At 69.0% G+C, this 17,778-nt stretch carries 22 protein-coding genes; 13 read left to right on the top strand and 9 right to left on the bottom strand.

From position 1 onward, the window contains the following. Positions 1 to 63: 63 nt before the first annotated feature. Positions 64 to 1,290 (top strand): serine hydrolase domain-containing protein, encoded by a 1,227-nt coding sequence (locus tag ACWF82_RS20055; protein WP_452503177.1) that lies wholly within the window; start codon positions 64 to 66, stop codon positions 1,288 to 1,290. Here ACWF82_RS20055 and ACWF82_RS20050 read toward each other — a convergent pair. Beyond that, positions 1,200 to 1,877, bottom strand: a complete 678-nt coding sequence (locus ACWF82_RS20050) for a TetR/AcrR family transcriptional regulator (RefSeq protein WP_452503175.1) — start codon at positions 1,875 to 1,877, stop codon at positions 1,200 to 1,202. The genes ACWF82_RS20055 and ACWF82_RS20050 overlap by 91 nt on opposite strands. A gap of 77 nt (positions 1,878 to 1,954) precedes the next feature. Here ACWF82_RS20050 and ACWF82_RS20045 point away from each other — a divergent pair, with 77 nt between their 5' ends. Genes ACWF82_RS20045 through ACWF82_RS20025 form a run of 5 tightly spaced genes read left to right on the top strand, consistent with a single transcriptional unit; the run spans position 1,955 to position 4,531 of the window. After that, positions 1,955 to 2,347, top strand: coding sequence for a nuclear transport factor 2 family protein (locus ACWF82_RS20045; RefSeq protein ID WP_452503173.1), 393 nt, complete (start codon positions 1,955 to 1,957; stop codon positions 2,345 to 2,347). 18 nt (positions 2,348 to 2,365) lie between these two features. Continuing rightward, positions 2,366 to 2,872: an anthrone oxygenase family protein gene (locus ACWF82_RS20040; protein WP_452503171.1), complete on the top strand. Its 507-nt coding sequence runs from the start codon at positions 2,366 to 2,368 to the stop codon at positions 2,870 to 2,872. Positions 2,873 to 2,925: 53 nt separating this feature from the next. Next, entirely contained in the window at positions 2,926 to 3,255 is a 330-nt protein-coding gene (locus ACWF82_RS20035) for an ArsR/SmtB family transcription factor (RefSeq protein WP_452503169.1), read from the top strand. Next, positions 3,255 to 3,938, top strand: a complete 684-nt coding sequence (locus ACWF82_RS20030; protein WP_452503167.1) for a cation transporter — start codon at positions 3,255 to 3,257, stop codon at positions 3,936 to 3,938. Before ACWF82_RS20035 ends, ACWF82_RS20030 begins: the two co-directional genes overlap by 1 nt. After that, positions 3,908 to 4,531: a methyltransferase family protein gene (locus tag ACWF82_RS20025; protein WP_452503165.1), complete on the top strand. Its 624-nt coding sequence runs from the start codon at positions 3,908 to 3,910 to the stop codon at positions 4,529 to 4,531. Before ACWF82_RS20030 ends, ACWF82_RS20025 begins: the two co-directional genes overlap by 31 nt. A 91-nt stretch (positions 4,532 to 4,622) precedes the next feature. Here ACWF82_RS20025 and ACWF82_RS20020 read toward each other — a convergent pair whose 3' ends face one another. The 3 genes from ACWF82_RS20020 to ACWF82_RS20010 are packed head-to-tail and all read right to left on the bottom strand — an operon-like array spanning position 4,623 to position 6,607. Continuing rightward, entirely contained in the window at positions 4,623 to 5,249 is a 627-nt protein-coding gene (locus tag ACWF82_RS20020; RefSeq protein WP_452503164.1) for an MBL fold metallo-hydrolase, read from the bottom strand. Then, positions 5,246 to 6,331, bottom strand: coding sequence for an S-(hydroxymethyl)mycothiol dehydrogenase (locus tag ACWF82_RS20015; protein ID WP_452503163.1), 1,086 nt, complete (start codon positions 6,329 to 6,331; stop codon positions 5,246 to 5,248). Before ACWF82_RS20015 ends, ACWF82_RS20020 begins: the two co-directional genes overlap by 4 nt. Positions 6,332 to 6,388: 57 nt before the next feature. Next, positions 6,389 to 6,607, bottom strand: coding sequence for a three-helix bundle dimerization domain-containing protein (locus tag ACWF82_RS20010; protein WP_452503161.1), 219 nt, complete (start codon positions 6,605 to 6,607; stop codon positions 6,389 to 6,391). Between the two features lie 136 nt (positions 6,608 to 6,743). Between ACWF82_RS20010 and ACWF82_RS20005 the strand changes: the two genes are divergently transcribed. Beyond that, a complete protein-coding gene (locus ACWF82_RS20005) occupies positions 6,744 to 7,499 on the top strand; it encodes an ankyrin repeat domain-containing protein (RefSeq protein WP_452503159.1) in 756 nt (251 codons plus the stop codon). A 49-nt stretch (positions 7,500 to 7,548) separates the two neighbouring features. Then, entirely contained in the window at positions 7,549 to 8,469 is a 921-nt protein-coding gene (locus ACWF82_RS20000) for an alpha/beta fold hydrolase (protein WP_452503158.1), read from the top strand. A gap of 55 nt (positions 8,470 to 8,524) precedes the next feature. Here the strand turns inward: ACWF82_RS20000 and ACWF82_RS19995 are convergent, their stop codons facing one another. Beyond that, positions 8,525 to 9,043, bottom strand: a complete 519-nt coding sequence (locus tag ACWF82_RS19995) for a hypothetical protein (protein ID WP_452503156.1) — start codon at positions 9,041 to 9,043, stop codon at positions 8,525 to 8,527. Between the two features lie 117 nt (positions 9,044 to 9,160). Between ACWF82_RS19995 and ACWF82_RS19990 the strand changes: the two genes are divergently transcribed. After that, on the top strand, positions 9,161 to 9,835 hold the full coding sequence (locus ACWF82_RS19990) for a TetR/AcrR family transcriptional regulator C-terminal domain-containing protein (RefSeq protein ID WP_452503154.1): 675 nt from the start codon (positions 9,161 to 9,163) through the stop codon (positions 9,833 to 9,835). 7 nt (positions 9,836 to 9,842) lie between these two features. Here ACWF82_RS19990 and ACWF82_RS19985 read toward each other — a convergent pair whose 3' ends face one another. Next, positions 9,843 to 10,496, bottom strand: a complete 654-nt coding sequence (locus ACWF82_RS19985) for a TetR/AcrR family transcriptional regulator (RefSeq protein WP_452503152.1) — start codon at positions 10,494 to 10,496, stop codon at positions 9,843 to 9,845. 162 nt (positions 10,497 to 10,658) lie between these two features. Here ACWF82_RS19985 and ACWF82_RS19980 point away from each other — a divergent pair, with 162 nt between their 5' ends. After that, the gene (locus ACWF82_RS19980; protein WP_452503150.1) at positions 10,659 to 12,692 is read left to right on the top strand and encodes a CocE/NonD family hydrolase; all 2,034 of its coding nucleotides are present in this window, start codon (positions 10,659 to 10,661) and stop codon (positions 12,690 to 12,692) included. Here the strand turns inward: ACWF82_RS19980 and ACWF82_RS19975 are convergent. From ACWF82_RS19975 to ACWF82_RS19965, 3 genes are read right to left on the bottom strand one after another with little or no spacing between them, the layout of a single operon-like run. Next, positions 12,658 to 13,476: a DUF72 domain-containing protein gene (locus tag ACWF82_RS19975; RefSeq protein ID WP_452503296.1), complete on the bottom strand. Its 819-nt coding sequence runs from the start codon at positions 13,474 to 13,476 to the stop codon at positions 12,658 to 12,660. The genes ACWF82_RS19980 and ACWF82_RS19975 overlap by 35 nt on opposite strands. A 25-nt stretch (positions 13,477 to 13,501) precedes the next feature. Continuing rightward, a complete protein-coding gene (locus ACWF82_RS19970) occupies positions 13,502 to 14,461 on the bottom strand; it encodes a TIGR03557 family F420-dependent LLM class oxidoreductase (protein ID WP_452503149.1) in 960 nt (319 codons plus the stop codon). Positions 14,462 to 14,481: 20 nt separating this feature from the next. Next, positions 14,482 to 14,814, bottom strand: a complete 333-nt coding sequence (locus ACWF82_RS19965; protein WP_452503147.1) for a plasmid stabilization protein — start codon at positions 14,812 to 14,814, stop codon at positions 14,482 to 14,484. A gap of 94 nt (positions 14,815 to 14,908) precedes the next feature. Between ACWF82_RS19965 and ACWF82_RS19960 the strand changes: the two genes are divergently transcribed. The 3 genes from ACWF82_RS19960 to ACWF82_RS19950 all read left to right on the top strand — a co-directional run bounded on the left by ACWF82_RS19960 (position 14,909) and on the right by ACWF82_RS19950 (position 17,757). Continuing rightward, positions 14,909 to 15,643, top strand: a complete 735-nt coding sequence (locus ACWF82_RS19960; protein WP_452503145.1) for a rhomboid-like protein — start codon at positions 14,909 to 14,911, stop codon at positions 15,641 to 15,643. 108 nt (positions 15,644 to 15,751) lie between these two features. Continuing rightward, the gene (locus tag ACWF82_RS19955; protein WP_452503143.1) at positions 15,752 to 16,654 is read left to right on the top strand and encodes a metal-dependent hydrolase; all 903 of its coding nucleotides are present in this window, start codon (positions 15,752 to 15,754) and stop codon (positions 16,652 to 16,654) included. Beyond that, complete coding sequence (locus ACWF82_RS19950) at positions 16,651 to 17,757, top strand: PDR/VanB family oxidoreductase (protein WP_452503141.1); 1,107 nt, start codon at positions 16,651 to 16,653, stop codon at positions 17,755 to 17,757. The genes ACWF82_RS19955 and ACWF82_RS19950 overlap by 4 nt, the downstream gene beginning before the upstream one ends. The last annotated feature ends 21 nt before the right edge of the window (positions 17,758 to 17,778 follow it).

Here is a 17,778-nt window from a genome sequence, read left to right as displayed (position 1 = left end):
CGTAAACCCTCCGGCTGTTTTCGGGCAGCCGCGGTTTGTCAATGGTGACATGTGAGGTTCTTTATGCGTGGAGCATCGTCCGGTCCTGGTCCGTCGGGCACTTCCCTCCGGGGGAGCGCCGCACCCCAGTTCCAGGAAGCCATCGACCGGTTCGGGCGGTTGTTCGACGGTGGGCGAGGCGGGGGCGCGCTGGCCGTGTACCAGCACGGGCGGCGGGTTGTCGACGTGTGGGCCGGGCACGCGGATGCCGCCGGGGCGGTGCCATGGCAGGAGAACACGGCGGCGTTGTCGTATTCGACCTCCAAGGGTGTCACCTCCACGGTGCTGCATGTGCTGGCCGAGCGCGGGCTGGTGGACTATCGGGCGCCGGTCGCGGAGTACTGGCCGGAGTTCCGCGCGAACGGCAAGGCGAGCATCACCGTCGCGGAGGCGATGAGCCATCGGGCGGGGCTGTCGCGGATCGGTGTCTTCGCCCGTACCGCCGACGAACTCGCCGACCATGAGCTGATCGAGGAACGTCTCGCCGCCGCGGCGCCGGACCGATTCCGCGGTTTCCCCGCCTACCACGCGATTTCGTACGGAACCATCATCGCGGGGATCGCCAGGGCGGTGACCGGCAAGAGCATGGGCGAGCTGTACCGCACGGAACTGGCCGAACCACTCGGCGTGGACGGGCTGCACCTCGGGGCGCCAGGGCCCGGCGCGCGCACCACCGTCGCGGTGACGCACGGGTCGACCACTCCGCTCGGAATTCCCCAGGCCGACATGGTGATCCGGCTCGCCTCGCGCACCTTGGTGCCCGGTGCGGGATTCCTCCGGTCGATCTACACCCAGGGTATCGACCGGCTGGCCCACGGCGCGGATCCCGCCATCCTGCGTGGCGAATTGCCCGGGGCGAACGGTGTTTTCACCGCGCGCGCCCTCGCCGGCGTCTACAGCGCGATCGCGACCGAGTCGCCGCTGTTCTCGCGGAACAGGGTGCGCGCCATGGCGCGTCTGCAATCGGTGCTGCCCGACCGCAACCTGTGCCTGCCGATGGGCTGGCGGCTTGGTTATCACTCCATGCCGGTGACGGGCGCGCGAAATGCGTTCGGGCACATCGGCTTCGTCGGTTCCGGCGGCTGGGCCGATCCCGCGTCCGGGCTGGCCGTCGGGTTCGTGCACAACTGGGCGCCGGAGGCACTGCTGTTGCCGCGCGATCAGTTCGTCCTGTTCGGCCTGCTGGCCGCGGTGGTGCGCGGCGCCGCTACGGAAGCGGGCGATCCGGTCGACCTGCCGGTGGCGGTCTGATCGTCTGACGGAACGCTCCCGCCGACCAGTCGCAGGACGCTGTCGCGCAGCACCGCCTGCGCCTGCGGCTGTGTCATCCGGCCCGCCCTGACCTCGTCGCCCGCGGCATGGCTGACCGCGACGATCGCGGTGACGAGCCACTGCGGTGACACCTCCCCGTCGAACTCGCCCGCACGCTGGCCTCTGGTGACGAGCCGGAGCAGCCGCTCGTTGATGGGGAACTGACGATCCTCGTCGCGTTGGCGCGCGAACGCGCCGACATGGTGGGCGAGCGGGGAGACCCGGAAGAACCGCCAGCCCACATCGAGCATCCGCACCAGCGCATCGGTGGCCGGGCCGCTGTCGAGGTCGGCCGCCCGCATGGCTTCGGCGGCCTGACCGGTCGTGCGATCGACGACGGCGTTGATCAGGTCGTCCCGAGAAGCGAAGTGCGCGTACACGGTTTGCCTGGTCACGCCTGCCTCCGCGGCGATGGCGGCCATCCCGGCGTCCGGCTGGGTGGCGAGCAGCCGGGTGGCGGCGTCGAGCACGGCCGCCCTGCTGCGGGTGGCGTCCGCGCGTCGTTTCGGTTCCCCGGATCCGGTCAAAATCTTACACCCTTGTCAAAGTTGTGTGGCTATGCCTAACCTTTACAGCACTGTAAGAATTCTACGGCTGGAGTGTCATGGACCCCGCACCGCCCCGCTCGCCCGAGCAGTTCATCGCCGATTTCTTCACCGAGTACACCGCCGCCGCGCTGGACGGTGACGCCGATCCGGCCGAGGTCGTCGACCGTTTTCACACGCCCGACATCGTGCAGGTCGCCGACGGGATCAGGCTGGATCGGGACCGGCTGGTCGCCCACCTCCGTCCCGTGCGAAAGAACCTGCGCGACTACCGGTTCGAGGTCGCGGAGGTGATCGCGGACGGCGATCGGATGGCCGTGCGGATGACCATCCACGCCACGATGCGCGCGACGGGAACCGTCACCACGGAGGTCTTCCTGTTCGGTGAATTCACGCCGGACGGCAAACTCCGCCGCGCCGACCAGCTCACCCGCACCGTTCCCGCCGCCTGATCGCCCGAGGAGATTCCAGTGCTCGTCCGAAGTATCCGCTCGCTCGCCCTGCTCACCACCGGACTGCTCGCCGGAGCCTTCGGCTACGGCGCCGCCAACCTCGTCCCCACCTTCGACCGGGTGCCGCTGCAGATGCGCCTCGATTTCCACACCGAACTCATGCGGAACAACAGCATCAGCATGCAGGCCACGATGGCCGCCGCCGCGCTGAGTTGCCTGGCCGCCGCTGTGTTCTCGACAGGTCGGCACCGAGTCGTCGCCGCGGCGGCCACGGCGCTGGTGGTCGCCTCGTTCCTCATCACGCGACTGGGCAATGTGCCGATCAACCACCGGATCAACGAGTGGGCGGTCGTGGGAGCTCCGGCGGACTACGCCACGATTCTCGCCCGCTGGGATGCGTTCCACTTCCTGCGCACCGGAACCGCGCTGGCTGCCTTCGCCCTGATCATCGCCCTCGTCGTCTGGATGGGGCGCTCGGACGAGGGGCGGGTGCCCGTGGCCGCTTCTTCCGGCGCTGAGCGCTAGGCGGTATTCATACAGGGTTTTCTGAATACAGAAATCGCTGTACAGTAGGAACCATGGACACCGTGATGCACGGCGACGCACTGTCCCGCTTCGGGTATGCGCTGTCGGACTCGACCCGGACGCAGATCCTGCTGAGCCTGCGCGCCGCGCCCGGGTACCCGTCGGAGCTGGCGGACAAGATCGGGGTGTCGCGACAGATCCTGTCCAACCACCTGGCCTGTCTGCGCGGCTGTGGGCTGGTTGTCGCCGTCGCGGAAGGCCGGCGTAGCCGCTACGAGCTGGCCGATCCACGGATCGGCCGGGCACTCGACGACCTCATCGGCCTGGTACTGGAAGTCGATCCGGCCTGCTGTCCGGCGGCTGCGACAGAGCAGTGCTGCTGATGCCGGAAATCGGTGCGCCGCTGGTGGTTCCGGATCGCCGCGCGGTGCTCGCCACCCGGATCCGCTGGCTGGTGGCCGCGACGATCAGCTACAACGTGATCGAGGCGATCATCGCGCTGACCGAGGGCACCCGGGTGTCCTCGTCGGCATTGATCGGCTTCGGGCTCGACTCGGTGATCGAGGTGTCCTCCGCGGCGGCGGTGGCGTGGCAGTTCGCCGGGCGCGACCCGGAAGCCAGGGAGAAGGTCGCCCTGCGGATCATCGCGTTCTCGTTCTTCGCGCTGGCCGCCTACGTCACCGTCGACGCGGTGCGCGCGCTGTTCGGGGTGGGGGAAGCGCGGCATTCGCCGGTCGGAATCGGTTTGGCGGCGGCGAGTCTGGTGATCATGCCGGTCCTGTCGGCGGCGCAGCGCCGCGCGGGTCGCGAACTCGGTTCGGCCTCGGCGGTCGCCGACTCCAAGCAGACCCTGCTGTGCACCTACCTGTCCGCGGTCCTGCTGGCCGGGTTGCTGCTCAATGCCCTGTTCGGCTGGTCGTTGGCCGACCCGATCGCCGCCCTGGTGATCGCGGTCATCGCGGTCAAGGAAGGTCGCGACGCGTGGCGGGGCGATACCTGTTGCGCGACCGCGACGACTGAGGAAAGGAACCGGCCATGGCTGTCTCGGCACTGGTCCTGTATGTGATTTTCGGTGCGCTCGGATTCGGTTGGCGCAGTTGGCGGCAATATCGAGCGACCGGCTCCACCGGGTTCCGCGGCATCAGCGGACGTCCCGGATCGCTGGAATGGACGGCCGGTGTCGGCTTCATCGTGGCGATCATCGTCGGGCTCGCCGCGGTGGCTCTGCAACTCGGCGGCGTACTCGGCCCGATCGACGCGCTCACCGCCGCGCCGATCCAGGCCACCGGCTTCGTCCTGGCGATAGCGGGAATCGCCGCGACCCTCTACGCGCAGAACGAGATGGGCGAATCCTGGCGCATCGGTGTCGATGCCAGTGAGACAACGACATTGGTGCGCACCGGCGTGTTCGGCCTGGTGCGCAACCCGATCTTCACCGCCATGCTCGTCTTCGGCGCCGGGATCGCGTTGATCATCCCGAACGTCGTCGCGCTGGCGGCATTCCTGCTTCTTCTCCTGACGATCGAACTGCAGGTCCGGGTGGTCGAGGAGCCGTACCTGACCAGGGTCCACGGCGCAGGCTATCGGGACTACTGCGCCACGACAGGCAGATTCGTGCCGGGTATCGGCCGATCGGCCACCCAGACCCGCGACTCCTGACCCACGAACAAGATCACCAGGCTCTGGTGGATTTTCCTTCTCGGGCGTTGCTGCCACCAGAGCCTGGTGATCGATCGTCCAGATTGTGGCCTCAGTGGCCGCGGGCGATCCAGTCGGCGAGGGCGGGTTTCTCGGTGCCGATGGTGGTCGTGTCGCCGTGGCCGGTGTGGACGGTGGTCTCCTCGGGCAGCGCGAACAATCGGTCGCGGATCGAATCGATGATCGTGCCGAAATCGGAGAACGAGCGGCCCGTGGCGCCCGGTCCGCCCGCGAACAGGGTGTCGCCGGTGAACAGTGCCGCTAGTTCGGGAAGGTGCAGCGAGACCGAGCCGGGGGAGTGGCCGGGAGTGTGCAGGAGGTCGATGTCGGTGCCCGCCACTGTGATCCGGGTGGTGTCGGCCAGCGAGCGGTAGCCCGCGTCGGGGTGGGTCATCCGCCACAGCGGCTCGTCGCCGGGGTGGAGCAGGACGGGGGCGTCGAGGCGTTCGGCGAGTTCGGGCGCGACGGTCACGTGGTCGTTGTGGCCGTGCGTGCACAGGATCGCGGTGACGTGCCGGGAGCCGACCGCGGCGGCGATGGCGTCGGCATCATGGGCGGCGTCGACGATCAGTACCTCGTCGTCGTCGCCGATCAGCCACACATTGTTGTCGACCTCCCAGGTCCCGCCGTCGAGCGCGAAAACGCCTGAGGTGACGACCTTCTCGATGCGGGCGCTCACCACACCACCACCGAACGCAGCACCCGGCCCTCGCCCATGGCGGTGAACGCCTGCTCGACCTCGTCGAGGCCGATGCGCTCGGTGACGAAGCGGTCCAGCGGCAGCCTGCCCTGGCGATACAGATCGATGAGCATCGGGAAGTCGCGTTCGGGCAGGCAGTCGCCGTACCAGGACGACTTCAGGGAGCCGCCGTGCGAGAACAGGTCGATCAGCGGCATCTCGAGCTTCATGTCCGGTGTCGGGACGCCGACGAGCACCACGGTGCCGGCGAGATCGCGACCGTAGAACGCCTGCTGCCAGGTCTCCGGCCTGCCGACCGCGTCGATCACGACATCGGCGCCGAAACCGCCGGTGAGCTCCTTGATCTGCTCGACCACGTCTCCGGTGCTCGCGTCGATGGTGTGCGTCGCGCCGAAATCCTTCGCCCACTCCAGCTTTCGCGGGTCGCGGTCGATCGCGATGATCGTGCCCGCCCCGGCGAGGCGGGCGCCCGCGACCGCGGCGTCACCGACACCGCCGCAGCCGATCACCGCGACGCTGTCGCCGCGCGAGACCGCGCCGGTGTTCACAGCGGCGCCGATACCTGCCATCACGCCGCAGCCGAGCAGGCCCGCCACCGCCGGGTCGGTCTCGGGATCGACTTTCGTGCACTGCTTTTCGTGCACGAGGGTCTTGTCCGCGAACGCGCCGATGCCGAGCGCGGGGGTCAGCGGGGTGCCGTCGGTGAGCGTCATGGGGGCGCTCGCGTTGTGGGTGTCGAAGCAGTACCAGGGGCGGCCACGCCGACACGCCCGGCATTCGCCGCAGACCGCGCGCCAGTTCAGCACCACCACATCGCCTTCGGCGACATGGGTGACCGCGGCGCCGACGGTCTCGACGACACCGGCGGCCTCGTGACCGAGCAGGAACGGGAACTCGTCGTTGATCCCGCCCTCGCGGTAGTGCAGGTCGGTGTGGCAGACCCCGCAGGCCTGCACACGGACGATCACATCGTGCTGACCCGGATCGGGGATCACGATGTCGACCGTTTCGACCGGGGCGTCCTGCGCGCGGGCGATGACTCCACGGACGGTCTCGGGCATGCGGAACTCCTCAGTGTCGGCGTGTGCTACGCCAACGCTAGCGGTGCCGCGGCCCGATCAGTCCGGGATGTGTGGGATCTTCCCGGTCGGCGTGCCCAGCTCTTCCCGCACACGATGCTCGACGAGCAGCGGAACGAAGTCGCGGACGTGCACCTTCGCGAAGTGGTCGTAGGTTTGCCGGGCGATGTCGGCGATCTCGGCCGGGGCGATCGTGGGGTAACGGATGGTCAGTCGTTCGATGACCTCGTCGAGTTGCTGATCCTCGTGAGTTGTCATGTCTCAGGGCTACCCGGAGCCGGGTAGATCAACCAGCTCGCCATAGACGGTGTCGATCGGGGCGATCGGCACTGCGTCCTGGACGCGATGGGGTCCGGTGGGCACGGTGGAAGGGACCTGACCAGAGGAGAAACCTATGAATCCGGCTCGCCCCACAGTCCGTGGCACCCGCGTGAGCGTGCTCGCGCTCGCGGTGCTCGCGGTGGGTATCGGCGCCTGTTCCGCCGACCCGGACGTGCCGCAGGCCGCCGAGACCACGGTGACCACCGAGGTATCCGCGCAGGCACCGCAGACCACCCGGCAGGTCGACCATAGTCTCGACGACGAACTGTTCGCCGCCGCCGCGGGCAACGACGCGGGCCGGGTGCGTGACCTGATCGCCCGCGGCGCCGACATGGAGACCCGCGGCGACAAGGGCCGCACCCCGCTGGTCGCGGCGACCAAGAACCGGGCGAGCGAGGCGGCGGTGGTGTTGATCGAGGCGGGCGCCGATGTGAACGCCAAGGACGACCTGCGGGACTCCGCCTACCTGTACGCGGGCGCGGAGGGCTTCGACGAGATCCTCGAGCCGACCCTGCGGCACGGCGCCGACCTGCGCAGCGTCAACCGGTACGGCGGCACCGCGCTCATCCCGGCGAGTGAGCACGGGCACGTGAGCACCGTGCGCCTGCTGATCGCCGCCGGCGTCGACGTCAACCACGTCAACAAGCCGCGGTGGACCGCACTGCAGGAAGCGATCGTCTACGGCGACGGCTCGCAGCGCTACCAGGAGACCGTCACCGCGCTGCTCGCGGCGGGCGCCGACCCGCAGATCCGTGACGCGGACGGTCGCACCGCACTCCAGAATGCCGAACGCCTCGACCAGGATGCGATCGTCGCCTTGCTGCGCTGATCGGCCCGCCTGCCGCAGTCGCCCAGGTGCGCGGACTACCCTCGGCGGCATGGCCGAGGACGAGTTCTTCCTGGATCCCACGATCGGTCGACCCGCGGACAAGGTCGGGTACTTCACCGACCAGGCGAGCTTCCACCGGTTCGCCGCCGCCTACCGCGCAGGCATGGCCGAACTACCGAAGCCCGACGCGATGGCGGCGGTGCCTACTTCGTTCGGGCAGGTGCGCGCCTACCGGTTCGGTCCCAGCGGTGGCACGCCGGTGGTCCTGCTGTCCGGCAGGCAGGCATCGACCCCGATGTGGGCAGTCAACCTGCCCGGCTTGCGGGCGCGGCACACCGTCTGGTCGGTGGACAGCGTCGGCGAGCCGGGCGCGAGCGGTCAGACCAGGGAGCTGATCGACGGACTCGATCAGGCCACCTGGGTCTCCGAAACCATTGCCGGACTTGGTGTTCCCCGCGCCCATCTGCTCGGCGTGAGCATCGGCGCGAACCTGGCGATGCAGACCGCCATGCACCGCCCCGGCTGCGTCGCCTCGATCACCCTGCTCGATCCGGCGAACACCTTCGCCCGGTTGAGCTGGAAGATGATCATCGTCTCGCTGGGCAGCGCCATCCCCGCGATGCCCGCGCGCCTGCGCAATCGGCTGCTGAGCTGGATCTCCGGCGGTGCCCCCGTCGACGACACGGTCCCCGAGGGCAGGCTGATCGCCTCCGGAATGAAGGACTACCGCGACGCTCAGCCGCTGCTGCCACGCCCGACCGAGGAAGAACTGCGCGCGCTCGCCGTACCCGTACTCGCCGTGTTCGCCGGTCGCAGCATCGTGCACGACGCGACCGAGGCCGCCGCCACCGCCCAGCTGATCCCCGGCGCCCAGGTCGAGGTGTGGCCGGACGCTTCCCACGCCATCAACGGCGAATACCCCGACCGCATCGCCGAGCGGTTCGCCGAGTTCACCGCCGGGATCGGCTGACCTACGCCGCGCATGGCGAAACCCCGGCCGGAACCGGGGCTTCGGGGAAGGGGCCTCAGCCGAGGATCGACAGCGCCAGCCCGATGGCGGCGCCACCGAAAACCATGGTGTTGCGGGCCGTCTGGAGGGTCCAGGTCCACGCCGGGAACCCGGCTTCGGCGCGCTCGAGCAGGGCGGGGACGTCGATGCGCGCCAATTCGGGATCGCCGGTGCGGGCGAAGGCGGCCGTCACCGACCGCACCGCGGTGTGGTTGCTGTAGACGATCACGCAGTTGCCGAGGAAAACCAGGGTCAGCACCACCCAGGTCACCGGGCGGGCGATGTCGAGGCCGGCCAGGTTCAGCCCGGCCGCGGTGAGCATGATCGCGGCGATGCTCAGCGGGGCCGCGCTCTCGTGTCCGCTGGCGTCGAACCGCATGCCGTGCTCGTGCAGCGCCGTTGTCCGCACACCCTGGCGCGACAGCTCGGCCTGCGCGGTCGCCATGGCGGCCTTGCCGTAGCGGTGGCGAACGATCGGCATGCTCACGAAGGCGGCGGCGATGGCGATCTCGATGGCGGCGACGAGGGTGTTCATGGGGTTGCTCCGATCCGGCTTGAACTAAGTAAAAGAACCATAGCGTCAGACTTGAACTAAGTGAAAGCGCCTTCTTGAACTTTGTGAAAGTCGGTCGCGCGCGCCTATCGTGGCGGCATGGCACGCGACACCTTGACAAGGGAACAGATCGTCGGCTCTGCGATCGAACTGCTCGACGAGGAGGGCCTCGACGGCCTGAACATGCGCAGCCTCGGCCAGCGCCTGGACTCCGCCGCGACCGCCATGTACTGGCACGTGAAGAACAAGGACAACCTCGTGCGCCTGGCCGTCGACGAGGTGTGGGGCGAGATCGACCTGCCCGACCCGGATGCCGCCGACTGGCGCGCGGCCGCCGAGACGATGGCCACCGGCATGTACGAGGCGCTGGCCAGGCACCCCTGGCTCGTGCAGGCGCAGGCGAGCCATCTGCTCTACGGCCCCAACAAATCCCGGCACGACGAGAACGCGCTGGCGATCTTCGAGGCGGCCGGATTCGACGACGACGATGCCGACCGCGCCGTCGCCGCGATCTTCCTGTTCGTCCTCGGCAACGCGACCGGCCCCGCCGCCAACGTCTCCTTGCGCAGGCGGCTGAGCAAGGGCGGCGCCGATCCGGAAGCGCAACTGGCGCAGGCGATGACCGAGGCGGGCGAGATCGCGGGCACGTTCCCCCGGCTGCGCGCCCGGATGGAGCGTGCCGCAGGCACCGGCTACAACGCCGCGCCCGACAGCAGCTTCCGCTTCGGTCTCGCCGCCCTGCTCGACGGCATCGAAGCGCGAAAAGTGATCTAGCGCAGCGCTATTCGGTGACCGAGCCGATCCGTTCGAGCACGGCGGTCACCACGAGGAACCCGCTGTCGACGACATCCTCCAGCGGCTGGCGGTAGTCGTCGAGCACCCATTTCTGGGCGATGATCAGGATCGCGCCGACCAGCCCGAGGATCACCATCCGCACGCTCACGGCGGGATGGTTGTCCAGGTCCACATACGGCGTCAGCAGGGCCATGCAGATGTCGATCAGGGCGTCGAGCACATCGTGATAGGCGCGGTCGACGGTCGGGCTCACGCCGAGGATCTCGAAGAAGGCGATCCTCGGCACTCGCGGGTCGTCGAGGATGAGCTGGAAGTACGCCGACAGCGCGCTACGCACCCTGGTGGCGATCTCGGCCTCGACGTCGCCGATGCCGACATGGATCGCCTCGAGCATCCGCGCGGCGACCTCGCGATACACCTCGAGCAGCAAATCCTCGCTGTCGGTGAAGGATTCGTAGAAGTACCGCTTGCCGACGCCCGCGGCGGCGCAGATGGTGGTGACCGTGGTGTTGCGGTAGCCGTCGGTGCCGAACGCCTCGGTCGCCGCGTCGATCAGCCGGGCGCGGCGCTCCTGCTGACGCTGCCCGGGAGCGGCGCCGCGATATCTGCGTCCGTCGGCATCGAGTTCGGGCGCGTTCACATCGTCGATTCTGTCAGGTGGCCCGATCGGGTCGGCGCGGCGGCTGGTCGGTACAGAAGGAGGGCCGGGAACATGTTCTTGCGATCGAACGTGACGCAGGCTACGTTACTTTCCGGTACGGGAACGTCGTGGTTCCCGATGGTGGAGGGCTGAGACCGAAGCATGATCAAACATCGAGGGCGACTGGCCGCGCTGGTCGCATCTGTCGTCGTGGTCGCGGGGGCGGTCGCGTCGGCGCCGGTGGGCCAGGCGTTGCCTGCCACCGACGGGCTGGACGCGCAATTCGTCGCCACCCACAACGGGCCGCAGCAATACCCGAACGTCTTCATCGAATGGGACGTGCCGATCACCATGAGTGACGGAACGGTATTGAAAGCCAACGTCTATCACCCGGCGGGCGCCGACGGTCAGTCGATCGCCGAGCCGACGCCGACGATCGTCAACATGACGCCGTACACGAAGCTCGTGTCCAATATCGCCGACTCGACGCTCGCGGTGCCCGGCCTGTCCGACCTGCTGATGCCGGTGCTGCAGAACCTCGACTTCACGCCGTTCGGCTTCAGCAGCCTCAGCGACATGATGAAGGCGCTGCCCGGCGGCGCCGCGCGTACCTTCGGTGTCGACCGGAACCTGATCCGCGGCGGCTACACCCAGGTCGTCGTCGACGTGCGCGGCACCGGTTTCTCGCAGGGCACCTGGCAGGTGTTCGGCGAACGCGAACAGCTCGACGGCGTCGAGGTCGTCGACTGGGCCGCCAAGCAGCGCTGGTCCGACGGCAAGATCGGGATGAGCGGCATCTCCTACTCGGGGATCAACCAGCTGCACACCGCGCAGCGTCAACCCGAGGCGCTCAAGGCGATCTTCCCGATCGTGCCTGGCAGCGACCTGATCCGTGATGTCGCCGCCCCCGGTGGCGCGCTCGGCATCGGCTTCATCCCGGCCTGGCTGCTCGCCGTCGACGGCTCCAAACTGCTGCCGGACCTGGTCTCGATCCTGACCGGCAAGTTCGACTGGACCTGGCTGGCCGACCGGGTGCGTGACCCGTTCACCTTCTTCAATGTGCTCATCGCCGCGCTGACCACCCCGAGCGTGGACCAGATCCCGCCGGAGATGGCCGCGATCCTCGACGATCAGAGCCCGCTGCGGACGGCCTGGGTCGGTGCGCCGGAACAGGTGCGGGTGCCGACCTTCCTCTACGGCGGCTGGCACGACATCTTCACCTACTCGACCCCGCGCATCTACAACGCCGTCGATGTGCCCGCCGAGCAGAAGAAGCTCGTCATGGGCAACGTCTACCACGTGACCGTGAGCTCGGGGCTTGGTCAGGCCGGTGCGCCCGCGCCGCTGGAATCGCTGCAGCGCGCCTGGTTCGACAAGTGGCTCAAGGGCATCGACAACGGCATCGATCGCTACGAGCCGGTCACCCTGTGGCAGCAGGGCAGCGAGCAGTGGACCACCGACGTCGCGTTCCCGCGGCCGGGCATGCAGCACCGGCGGCTGTACCTCGACGGCGCGTCCTCGGGGACCGCGCCCGGCAGCAGGCACGACGGCAGCCTGGTTTCCGCACCCGGTGCCGCCCAGCGGGTTTCGGTCGACCCGAGCTTGACCACCATCTGCTCGCGCGATGCCGCGCAGGGCACGGCCGGTCTGATTCCGCTGCCCGACGTCTGTGCCAAGGACGCCAGGATCAGTGAAGGCGCGGCGCTGACGTTCACCACCGCGCCGGTGACCCAGCCGACCCGCATCTCGGGCTCGATCGCGGCACACCTGAACACGGTGCTCGACGCGACCGACGGCTACTGGACGGTGACGGTGAACGACGTCGCGCCCGACGGTCGTTCGACGGTGTGGTCGCAGGGTCAGCTGGTGGCCTCGCTGCGCGCGGTCGACGACGGCAAGTCGACGCGCTCACCCAACGGCGACTACACCGACCCGTACCCGATTCTCACCCTGGCTACCCGCCAGCCGGTCGTGCCGGGCGAACCGACCACGATCGACATCGGCATCCGCGCCACCGACGGCGTCCTGCTGCCGGGTCATCGTCTGCGCGTCGACGTGTTCGCGAGCAACTTCCCCAGCGGAATCCCGCTGCGGCCGTTGCTGAACGAGAGCGGCCTGCGGACCCAGCACCTCGAGCTGGACCCGGCCCGCCCGAGCTGGATCAACGTGCCGATGGACGTCGATCCGGGCTGGTGATCCCGATGTCCGCCGTGCCCGGGGCCTGTGCGGACCCGGGCACGCGGGTGACGCGCGCGCCTGCCCCGTCCGCGAGGTGGGCGAAGGTGATCGCGTCGCGCACGGCCGCGCCACCGGGATCGTTGTTGAAGTAGACATGGATGTCGGCGGTGTCGGGCCAGGCGTCGAGCAGCCGGTGCACCCAGCTGTCCAGCGCGTGGCGGCCGTAGTGCGGCGCCGGGTGCGCGCGGCCCGCGTGCAGGCGCAGGTAGGCCCAGTCGGCGGTGCGCCAGAGCGGGGTGATCGGGCGGGAGTCGCGATCGGCCCAGGCCAGTGCGGCGCGCCTGGCTTCCAGCACCGCGCGGATGTCATCGGTCCACCACGATTCGTGCCGGGGTTCCACCGCGACCCGCACCGACGCGGGGAAGCAGCGCAGGCAGTCGTCGAGCAGCGTGACATCCGCGCGCAGGGTCGGCGGTAGTTGCAGCAGGATCGGGCCGAGTTGCTTACCGAGGCCTTCGGCCCGGTCGAGCAGGCGCTGCACCGGTTCCTCGGGTTCGCGCAGGCGCTTGATGTGGGTGAGGAACCGGCTTGCCTTCACCGCGACCAGGAAGTCCGCCGGTGTCCGCTCCCGCCACGCGGCGAAGGTCTCCCGGCTCGGCAGCCGGTAGAACGCGTTGTTGGATTCGACCGTGGCGAACGCGTCGGCGTAGTGCTCGAGCCAGCGCCGCATCGGCAGACCGTCCGGATACAGCACGCCACGCCAGTCGCGGTACTGCCAGCCGGAGGTGCCGACACGGATCACCGTGCTCACCTGCCTTTCGCCGATGTCAGCCGGTCGCGCGCAGCAGCGAATCGAGTTCGCCCGCATAGAAATCGAGGAACGCGTCCATGTCCGGGCCCGCGTTCATCAGGACCACACGGTCGAAGCCCGCGTCGGTGTACTCCCGCACCGCCTCGACGTAACGCTTGGGATCGCTGCCGCAGACGAAGGATTCGAGCATGTCGTCCTCGCGGACGGTGGTCGTCGCCGCGGCGAAGTTCGCCGGGTTGGGCAGCTCGCTGAGCACCTTCCAGCCGCCGACCGACCAGCGGTTGGTCGACAGCGCGGCCGCGGCGGCGTCGCGTTCGTTCTCGGCGAAGGCGACGCCGACTTCCGCGTACCGCGGTCCCGAGCCGCCTGCCCGCCGATATGCCTGCACGAGATCGGCTTTCGGCTCGGTGGCGAACAGGCCGTCACCGAGTTCGGCGGCGATGGCCGCGGCGTCGGGACCACCCGCCGCCACGGCGATCTCGGGCAGGGTGTCGGGCAGGTCGAACACCCGCGCGTCCGACAGCGACAGATACCGGCCGTCGTAGCTGCGATACCCGCCCTGCCAGAGCAGCCGGATGATCTCGAGCGCCTCCCGTAACATCCGCTGCCGCACCAGGATCGGCGGGAACTCCCGGCCGACGATGTGCTCGTTGAGGCGTTCGCCGGAACCGATACCCAGGGTGAATCGCCCGTCCGAGACCAGCGCCGTGGTCGCGGCGGCCTGCGCGACGATCGCGGGGTGGTAGCGGATGATCGGGCAGGTCACGCCGGTGGCCAGGCCGATCCGCTCGGTGCGGGCCGCCATGGTGCCGAGCACCGTCCAGACGAAGGGTGAATGGCCCTGGTTGTCGAGCCACGGGTGGAAATGGTCGCTCATCTCGACGAAGTCGAAGCCGGCGGCCTCGGCCCGAACCGCTTGGCGCACCAGCTCGTTCGGGCCGAACGCCTCGGCGGCCAGTTTGAATCCGATCTGCATGGCGAACCTTTCGCAGGTCGTCAGTCGCGACCGAGGGCGTGGGCCAGTTCCTGCTTGTTCATTTTCGAGCGACCGTCGATATTGCGGCGGCGCGCTTCCTCGTAGAGCTGGTCACGGGTCAGACCGCGCGGACCCTTGCGATGGGCTCGCTGGCCGCCACGACGCTGCGGCGAGGTATCGGTGCGGGAGAGCTTGCTCGACCGCTCGGCCTCACCGGATTGCGCCCGCGACTTGTTGACCGTGCGCGCCGCGATCTCCTCGGCCCTGTCCTCGCCGACGCCGCGCTCCTTCTGCGAATCCTTGATGTGCTTGTACTGCCGTTCGCGCTTGTTACTCCATGCTTGCTGCGGCATAGCTACACCTCCGCGTCTCGATCGGGGTTTCTGTTTGCCGACTACCCGGGCTTCGTACGCGGAAACAGCAGCGGAGTCCGGCACACTGGCGAAGGTGAGCGCATCGGGCAGCGGGCGGGCACGAGCAGGCGCGGTGGCGGCCGGGATCTGGCGGTGGCTGCGCAGCGCGCCTGGCACGTATCTGTGGCTGGCCGCGCTGGCGGTGACGACCGTCATCATCCACCGGCTCACACCCGAGGAGGCCAGGGCCTGGCTCGGGCATCGGTCGACCAACCTGTACCACCTCGGCGAGGACCCCCTCCGGGTGCTGATCGGCAGCGCGTTCTGGACCGACGGCGGCGGCTGGTTCGGTTACGCGGTGCTGTTCACGATCTTTCACGCCAATGCCGAGCGGTGGCTCGGCACGTGGCGGTGGCTGGTGGTGGCCGTGCTCGCGCACGTGGGCGCCACCTATCTCAGCGAGGGTGTGCTGCTGTGGGCGATCCGCAACGACGACGCGCCGCACCGGGCGATGTATACCCTCGACGTCGGCGTCAGCTACGCGCTGGCCGGCGTCGCCGCCGTGCTGGCCTATCGGCTGGTGCGGCCGTGGCGCTGGTGGTACGTCCTCGGTGTGTTCGCGGTGGTGATTCCGCCGATCCTGCTGAGCCGGACCTTCACCGATATCGGGCACGCGAGCGCCGCCGTCATCGGCTTCGCTTGCTACCCGCTGACACGCGGACGCGACGGGACCTGGGATCCGGGTGTTTCGCTGCACCGGATCCGTCGCCGGACGTCGTCTGCGCGGCGCTTCTCGTGGCCTGATATCGGCAAAACGCCACGAAATTAGGTGTTACCTCAATTACTACGTACATGTATCATTGTCCCTACCGCACGACCGGCGCACCGTCGCGCCCGGCACTCGAAGGAGTAACGCGCGGTAGGACGAGGAGTACCGATGAAGCTACTTCGCCGGGCAGCACGGCGACCGGAGGTAGATCCCGGCAAGGTCGCTCTGCACGCTCGCAATGTGACATTCGACTGGGCGGGCGTCGACCTGCAGTGGATGTCGGCCGAACCGTACGCGTCACACCTGATCAGCGCGCTGAACATGCTGCTGCCCGAGGGTGAGCGCATGTTCATCGTGACCTATCGCGAGGCACTGGCCTACGTGAAGGACGAGAAGCTGCGCGAGGACATGCTCGGTTTCATCGGGCAGGAATCGATGCACGCGGAGACTCACGAGAAGGTCCTGAACGACGTGCTCACCGCCAACGGCGTCGACGCGGGCCCCTATGTGCGGCAGATGGAATTTCTGTTCCGCAAGACGCTGGGCCCCCGCGGCGGCGACGACCGCGCCGGACGGCAGATGCTGGTCGAACGGCTCGCGTTCATCGCCTGCCTCGAGCACTTCTTCGCCTGGCTCGGCGACTGGGTGATCAACGCCGACCTGGAGAAGTTCGGCGCCGACCCGCGCATGGCCGACCTGTTCCGCTGGCACGGGGCGGAGGAAGTCGAGCACCGCAACGTCGCCCACGATGTCGCCGAGTACTTCGGCGTCGGCTACGTGCGCCGCTGCGCCTCGATGGTGCTGGTGTTCCCGATCTTCATCGCCCTGGTGGTGCGTGGCGCGAAGTTCCTGGTGCAGCAGGATCCGAAGCTGCCCGATCACGGCTATCTGCGGGTCATCGCCGCGGTCCTGGCCGCGATGTGGCGCGGTGCGCTCCCCGGCATCCCGTCGCTGCTGATCAGCGCGCTGTCGACCTTCCAGCCCGGCTACAGCCCGGAGAATGTCGGGTCGACCGCGCAGGCCGTCGCCTATCTCGCGCAGTCGCCTGCCGCGCGGGCGGCCGCTTCGTGACCGTGCGCGACATACCCCAGGCACTGCCTGGCGACCTCTACGGCAAGCACCGGCACGATCCCGGCACCAGGGTGCTGCACGCGATCGCGACGGCCAGGTTGCGGTGGAGTGGCCTGGTCAATCGCCGCGATCTGCGCCCGCGCGTCGACGATCGCCGGTTCCCGGTGGTCGTCACCGAGCGCCGGGTCGTCGCGCACGACCAGGACGTGGTGAGTCTGCGCCTGGAGTCGCCCGACGGCCGGGAACTGCCCGCGTGGCGGCCCGGCGCGCACCTGGATCTGGAGCTCCCCTCGGGCCGGCTGCGCCAGTACTCGCTGTGCGGTGACCCCGCCGACGCGCACGCCTACCGGATCGCGGTGCGCCGCATCCCCGAGGGCGGCGGCGGCTCGCTCGAGGTGCACGACGAACTGCCGGTCGGCAGCCGGTTCATCGTCCGCGGCCCGCGCAACGCCTTCCCGTTCGCGGTGCCGGGCCACGGCTCGCCCGCGCAGCGGCTGCATTTCGTCGCAGGCGGCATCGGGATCACCCCGATCCTGCCGATGGCGCGGCTCGCGCACCGGCTCGGGGTGCCGTGGACGATGGTCTACACCGGCCGCTCCCGCGACACCATCCCGTTCCTGGCCGAGCTGGAGAGCTTCGGCGAGCACGTGACCGTGCGCACCGACGACGAGCACGGCCTGCCCGACGCGGCGGCCCTGCTGCCCGGCGTCGGCGCGGGCACCGCCGTGTACTCGTGCGGCCCGACCCCGATGACCTCGGCGATCGTCGCCGCGGTGCGCGCCATGCCCGACGTGGAACTGCATTTCGAACGGTTCTCGCCGCCGCCGATCGTCGACGGCACCGCGTTCGAGATCGAATTCGCCTCCACCGGCGCGGTAATCGAGGTGCCCGCCGATCGCAGTGCGCTCGACGCCATCCTCGACACCCGCCCCGACCAGCCCTACTCGTGCAGGCAGGGCTTCTGCCGCACCTGCGTGGTGCGAGTGCTGGCAGGCACACCCGACCATCGGGAAAACACCCTCTCCGATGACGACCACGCCGCGGGCGAGATGCTCGCCTGCGTATCCCGTTCGCACGGTGAGCGATTGGTGCTCGACCTGTGAGTTCGATTCCAGGACAAGGAG

Source organism: Nocardia sp. NPDC055053, from assembly GCF_053608285.1.
Note: the sequence above shows the minus strand (reverse complement) of the source record. Positions and strands in the feature narration are given on the sequence as shown.

Bases quoted from the DNA above. Each gene is read 5' to 3' on its own strand.
- ACWF82_RS20055 (WP_452503177.1), top strand. From the start codon at position 64: ATGCGTGGAGCATCGTCCGGTCCTGGTCCGTCGGGCACTTCCCTCCGG.
- ACWF82_RS20045 (WP_452503173.1), top strand. From the start codon at position 1,955: ATGGACCCCGCACCGCCCCGCTCGCCCGAGCAGTTCATCGCCGATTTC.
- ACWF82_RS20035 (WP_452503169.1), top strand. From the start codon at position 2,926: ATGGACACCGTGATGCACGGCGACGCACTGTCCCGCTTCGGGTATGCG.
- ACWF82_RS20030 (WP_452503167.1), top strand. From the start codon at position 3,255: ATGCCGGAAATCGGTGCGCCGCTGGTGGTTCCGGATCGCCGCGCGGTG.
- ACWF82_RS20025 (WP_452503165.1), top strand. From the start codon at position 3,908: ATGGCTGTCTCGGCACTGGTCCTGTATGTGATTTTCGGTGCGCTCGGA.
- ACWF82_RS20015 (WP_452503163.1), bottom strand. From the start codon at position 6,331: ATGCCCGAGACCGTCCGTGGAGTCATCGCCCGCGCGCAGGACGCCCCG.
- ACWF82_RS20010 (WP_452503161.1), bottom strand. From the start codon at position 6,607: ATGACAACTCACGAGGATCAGCAACTCGACGAGGTCATCGAACGACTG.
- ACWF82_RS20005 (WP_452503159.1), top strand. From the start codon at position 6,744: ATGAATCCGGCTCGCCCCACAGTCCGTGGCACCCGCGTGAGCGTGCTC.
- ACWF82_RS20000 (WP_452503158.1), top strand. From the start codon at position 7,549: ATGGCCGAGGACGAGTTCTTCCTGGATCCCACGATCGGTCGACCCGCG.
- ACWF82_RS19995 (WP_452503156.1), bottom strand. From the start codon at position 9,043: ATGAACACCCTCGTCGCCGCCATCGAGATCGCCATCGCCGCCGCCTTC.
- ACWF82_RS19990 (WP_452503154.1), top strand. From the start codon at position 9,161: ATGGCACGCGACACCTTGACAAGGGAACAGATCGTCGGCTCTGCGATC.
- ACWF82_RS19980 (WP_452503150.1), top strand. From the start codon at position 10,659: ATGATCAAACATCGAGGGCGACTGGCCGCGCTGGTCGCATCTGTCGTC.
- ACWF82_RS19970 (WP_452503149.1), bottom strand. From the start codon at position 14,461: ATGCAGATCGGATTCAAACTGGCCGCCGAGGCGTTCGGCCCGAACGAG.
- ACWF82_RS19965 (WP_452503147.1), bottom strand. From the start codon at position 14,814: ATGCCGCAGCAAGCATGGAGTAACAAGCGCGAACGGCAGTACAAGCAC.
- ACWF82_RS19955 (WP_452503143.1), top strand. From the start codon at position 15,752: ATGAAGCTACTTCGCCGGGCAGCACGGCGACCGGAGGTAGATCCCGGC.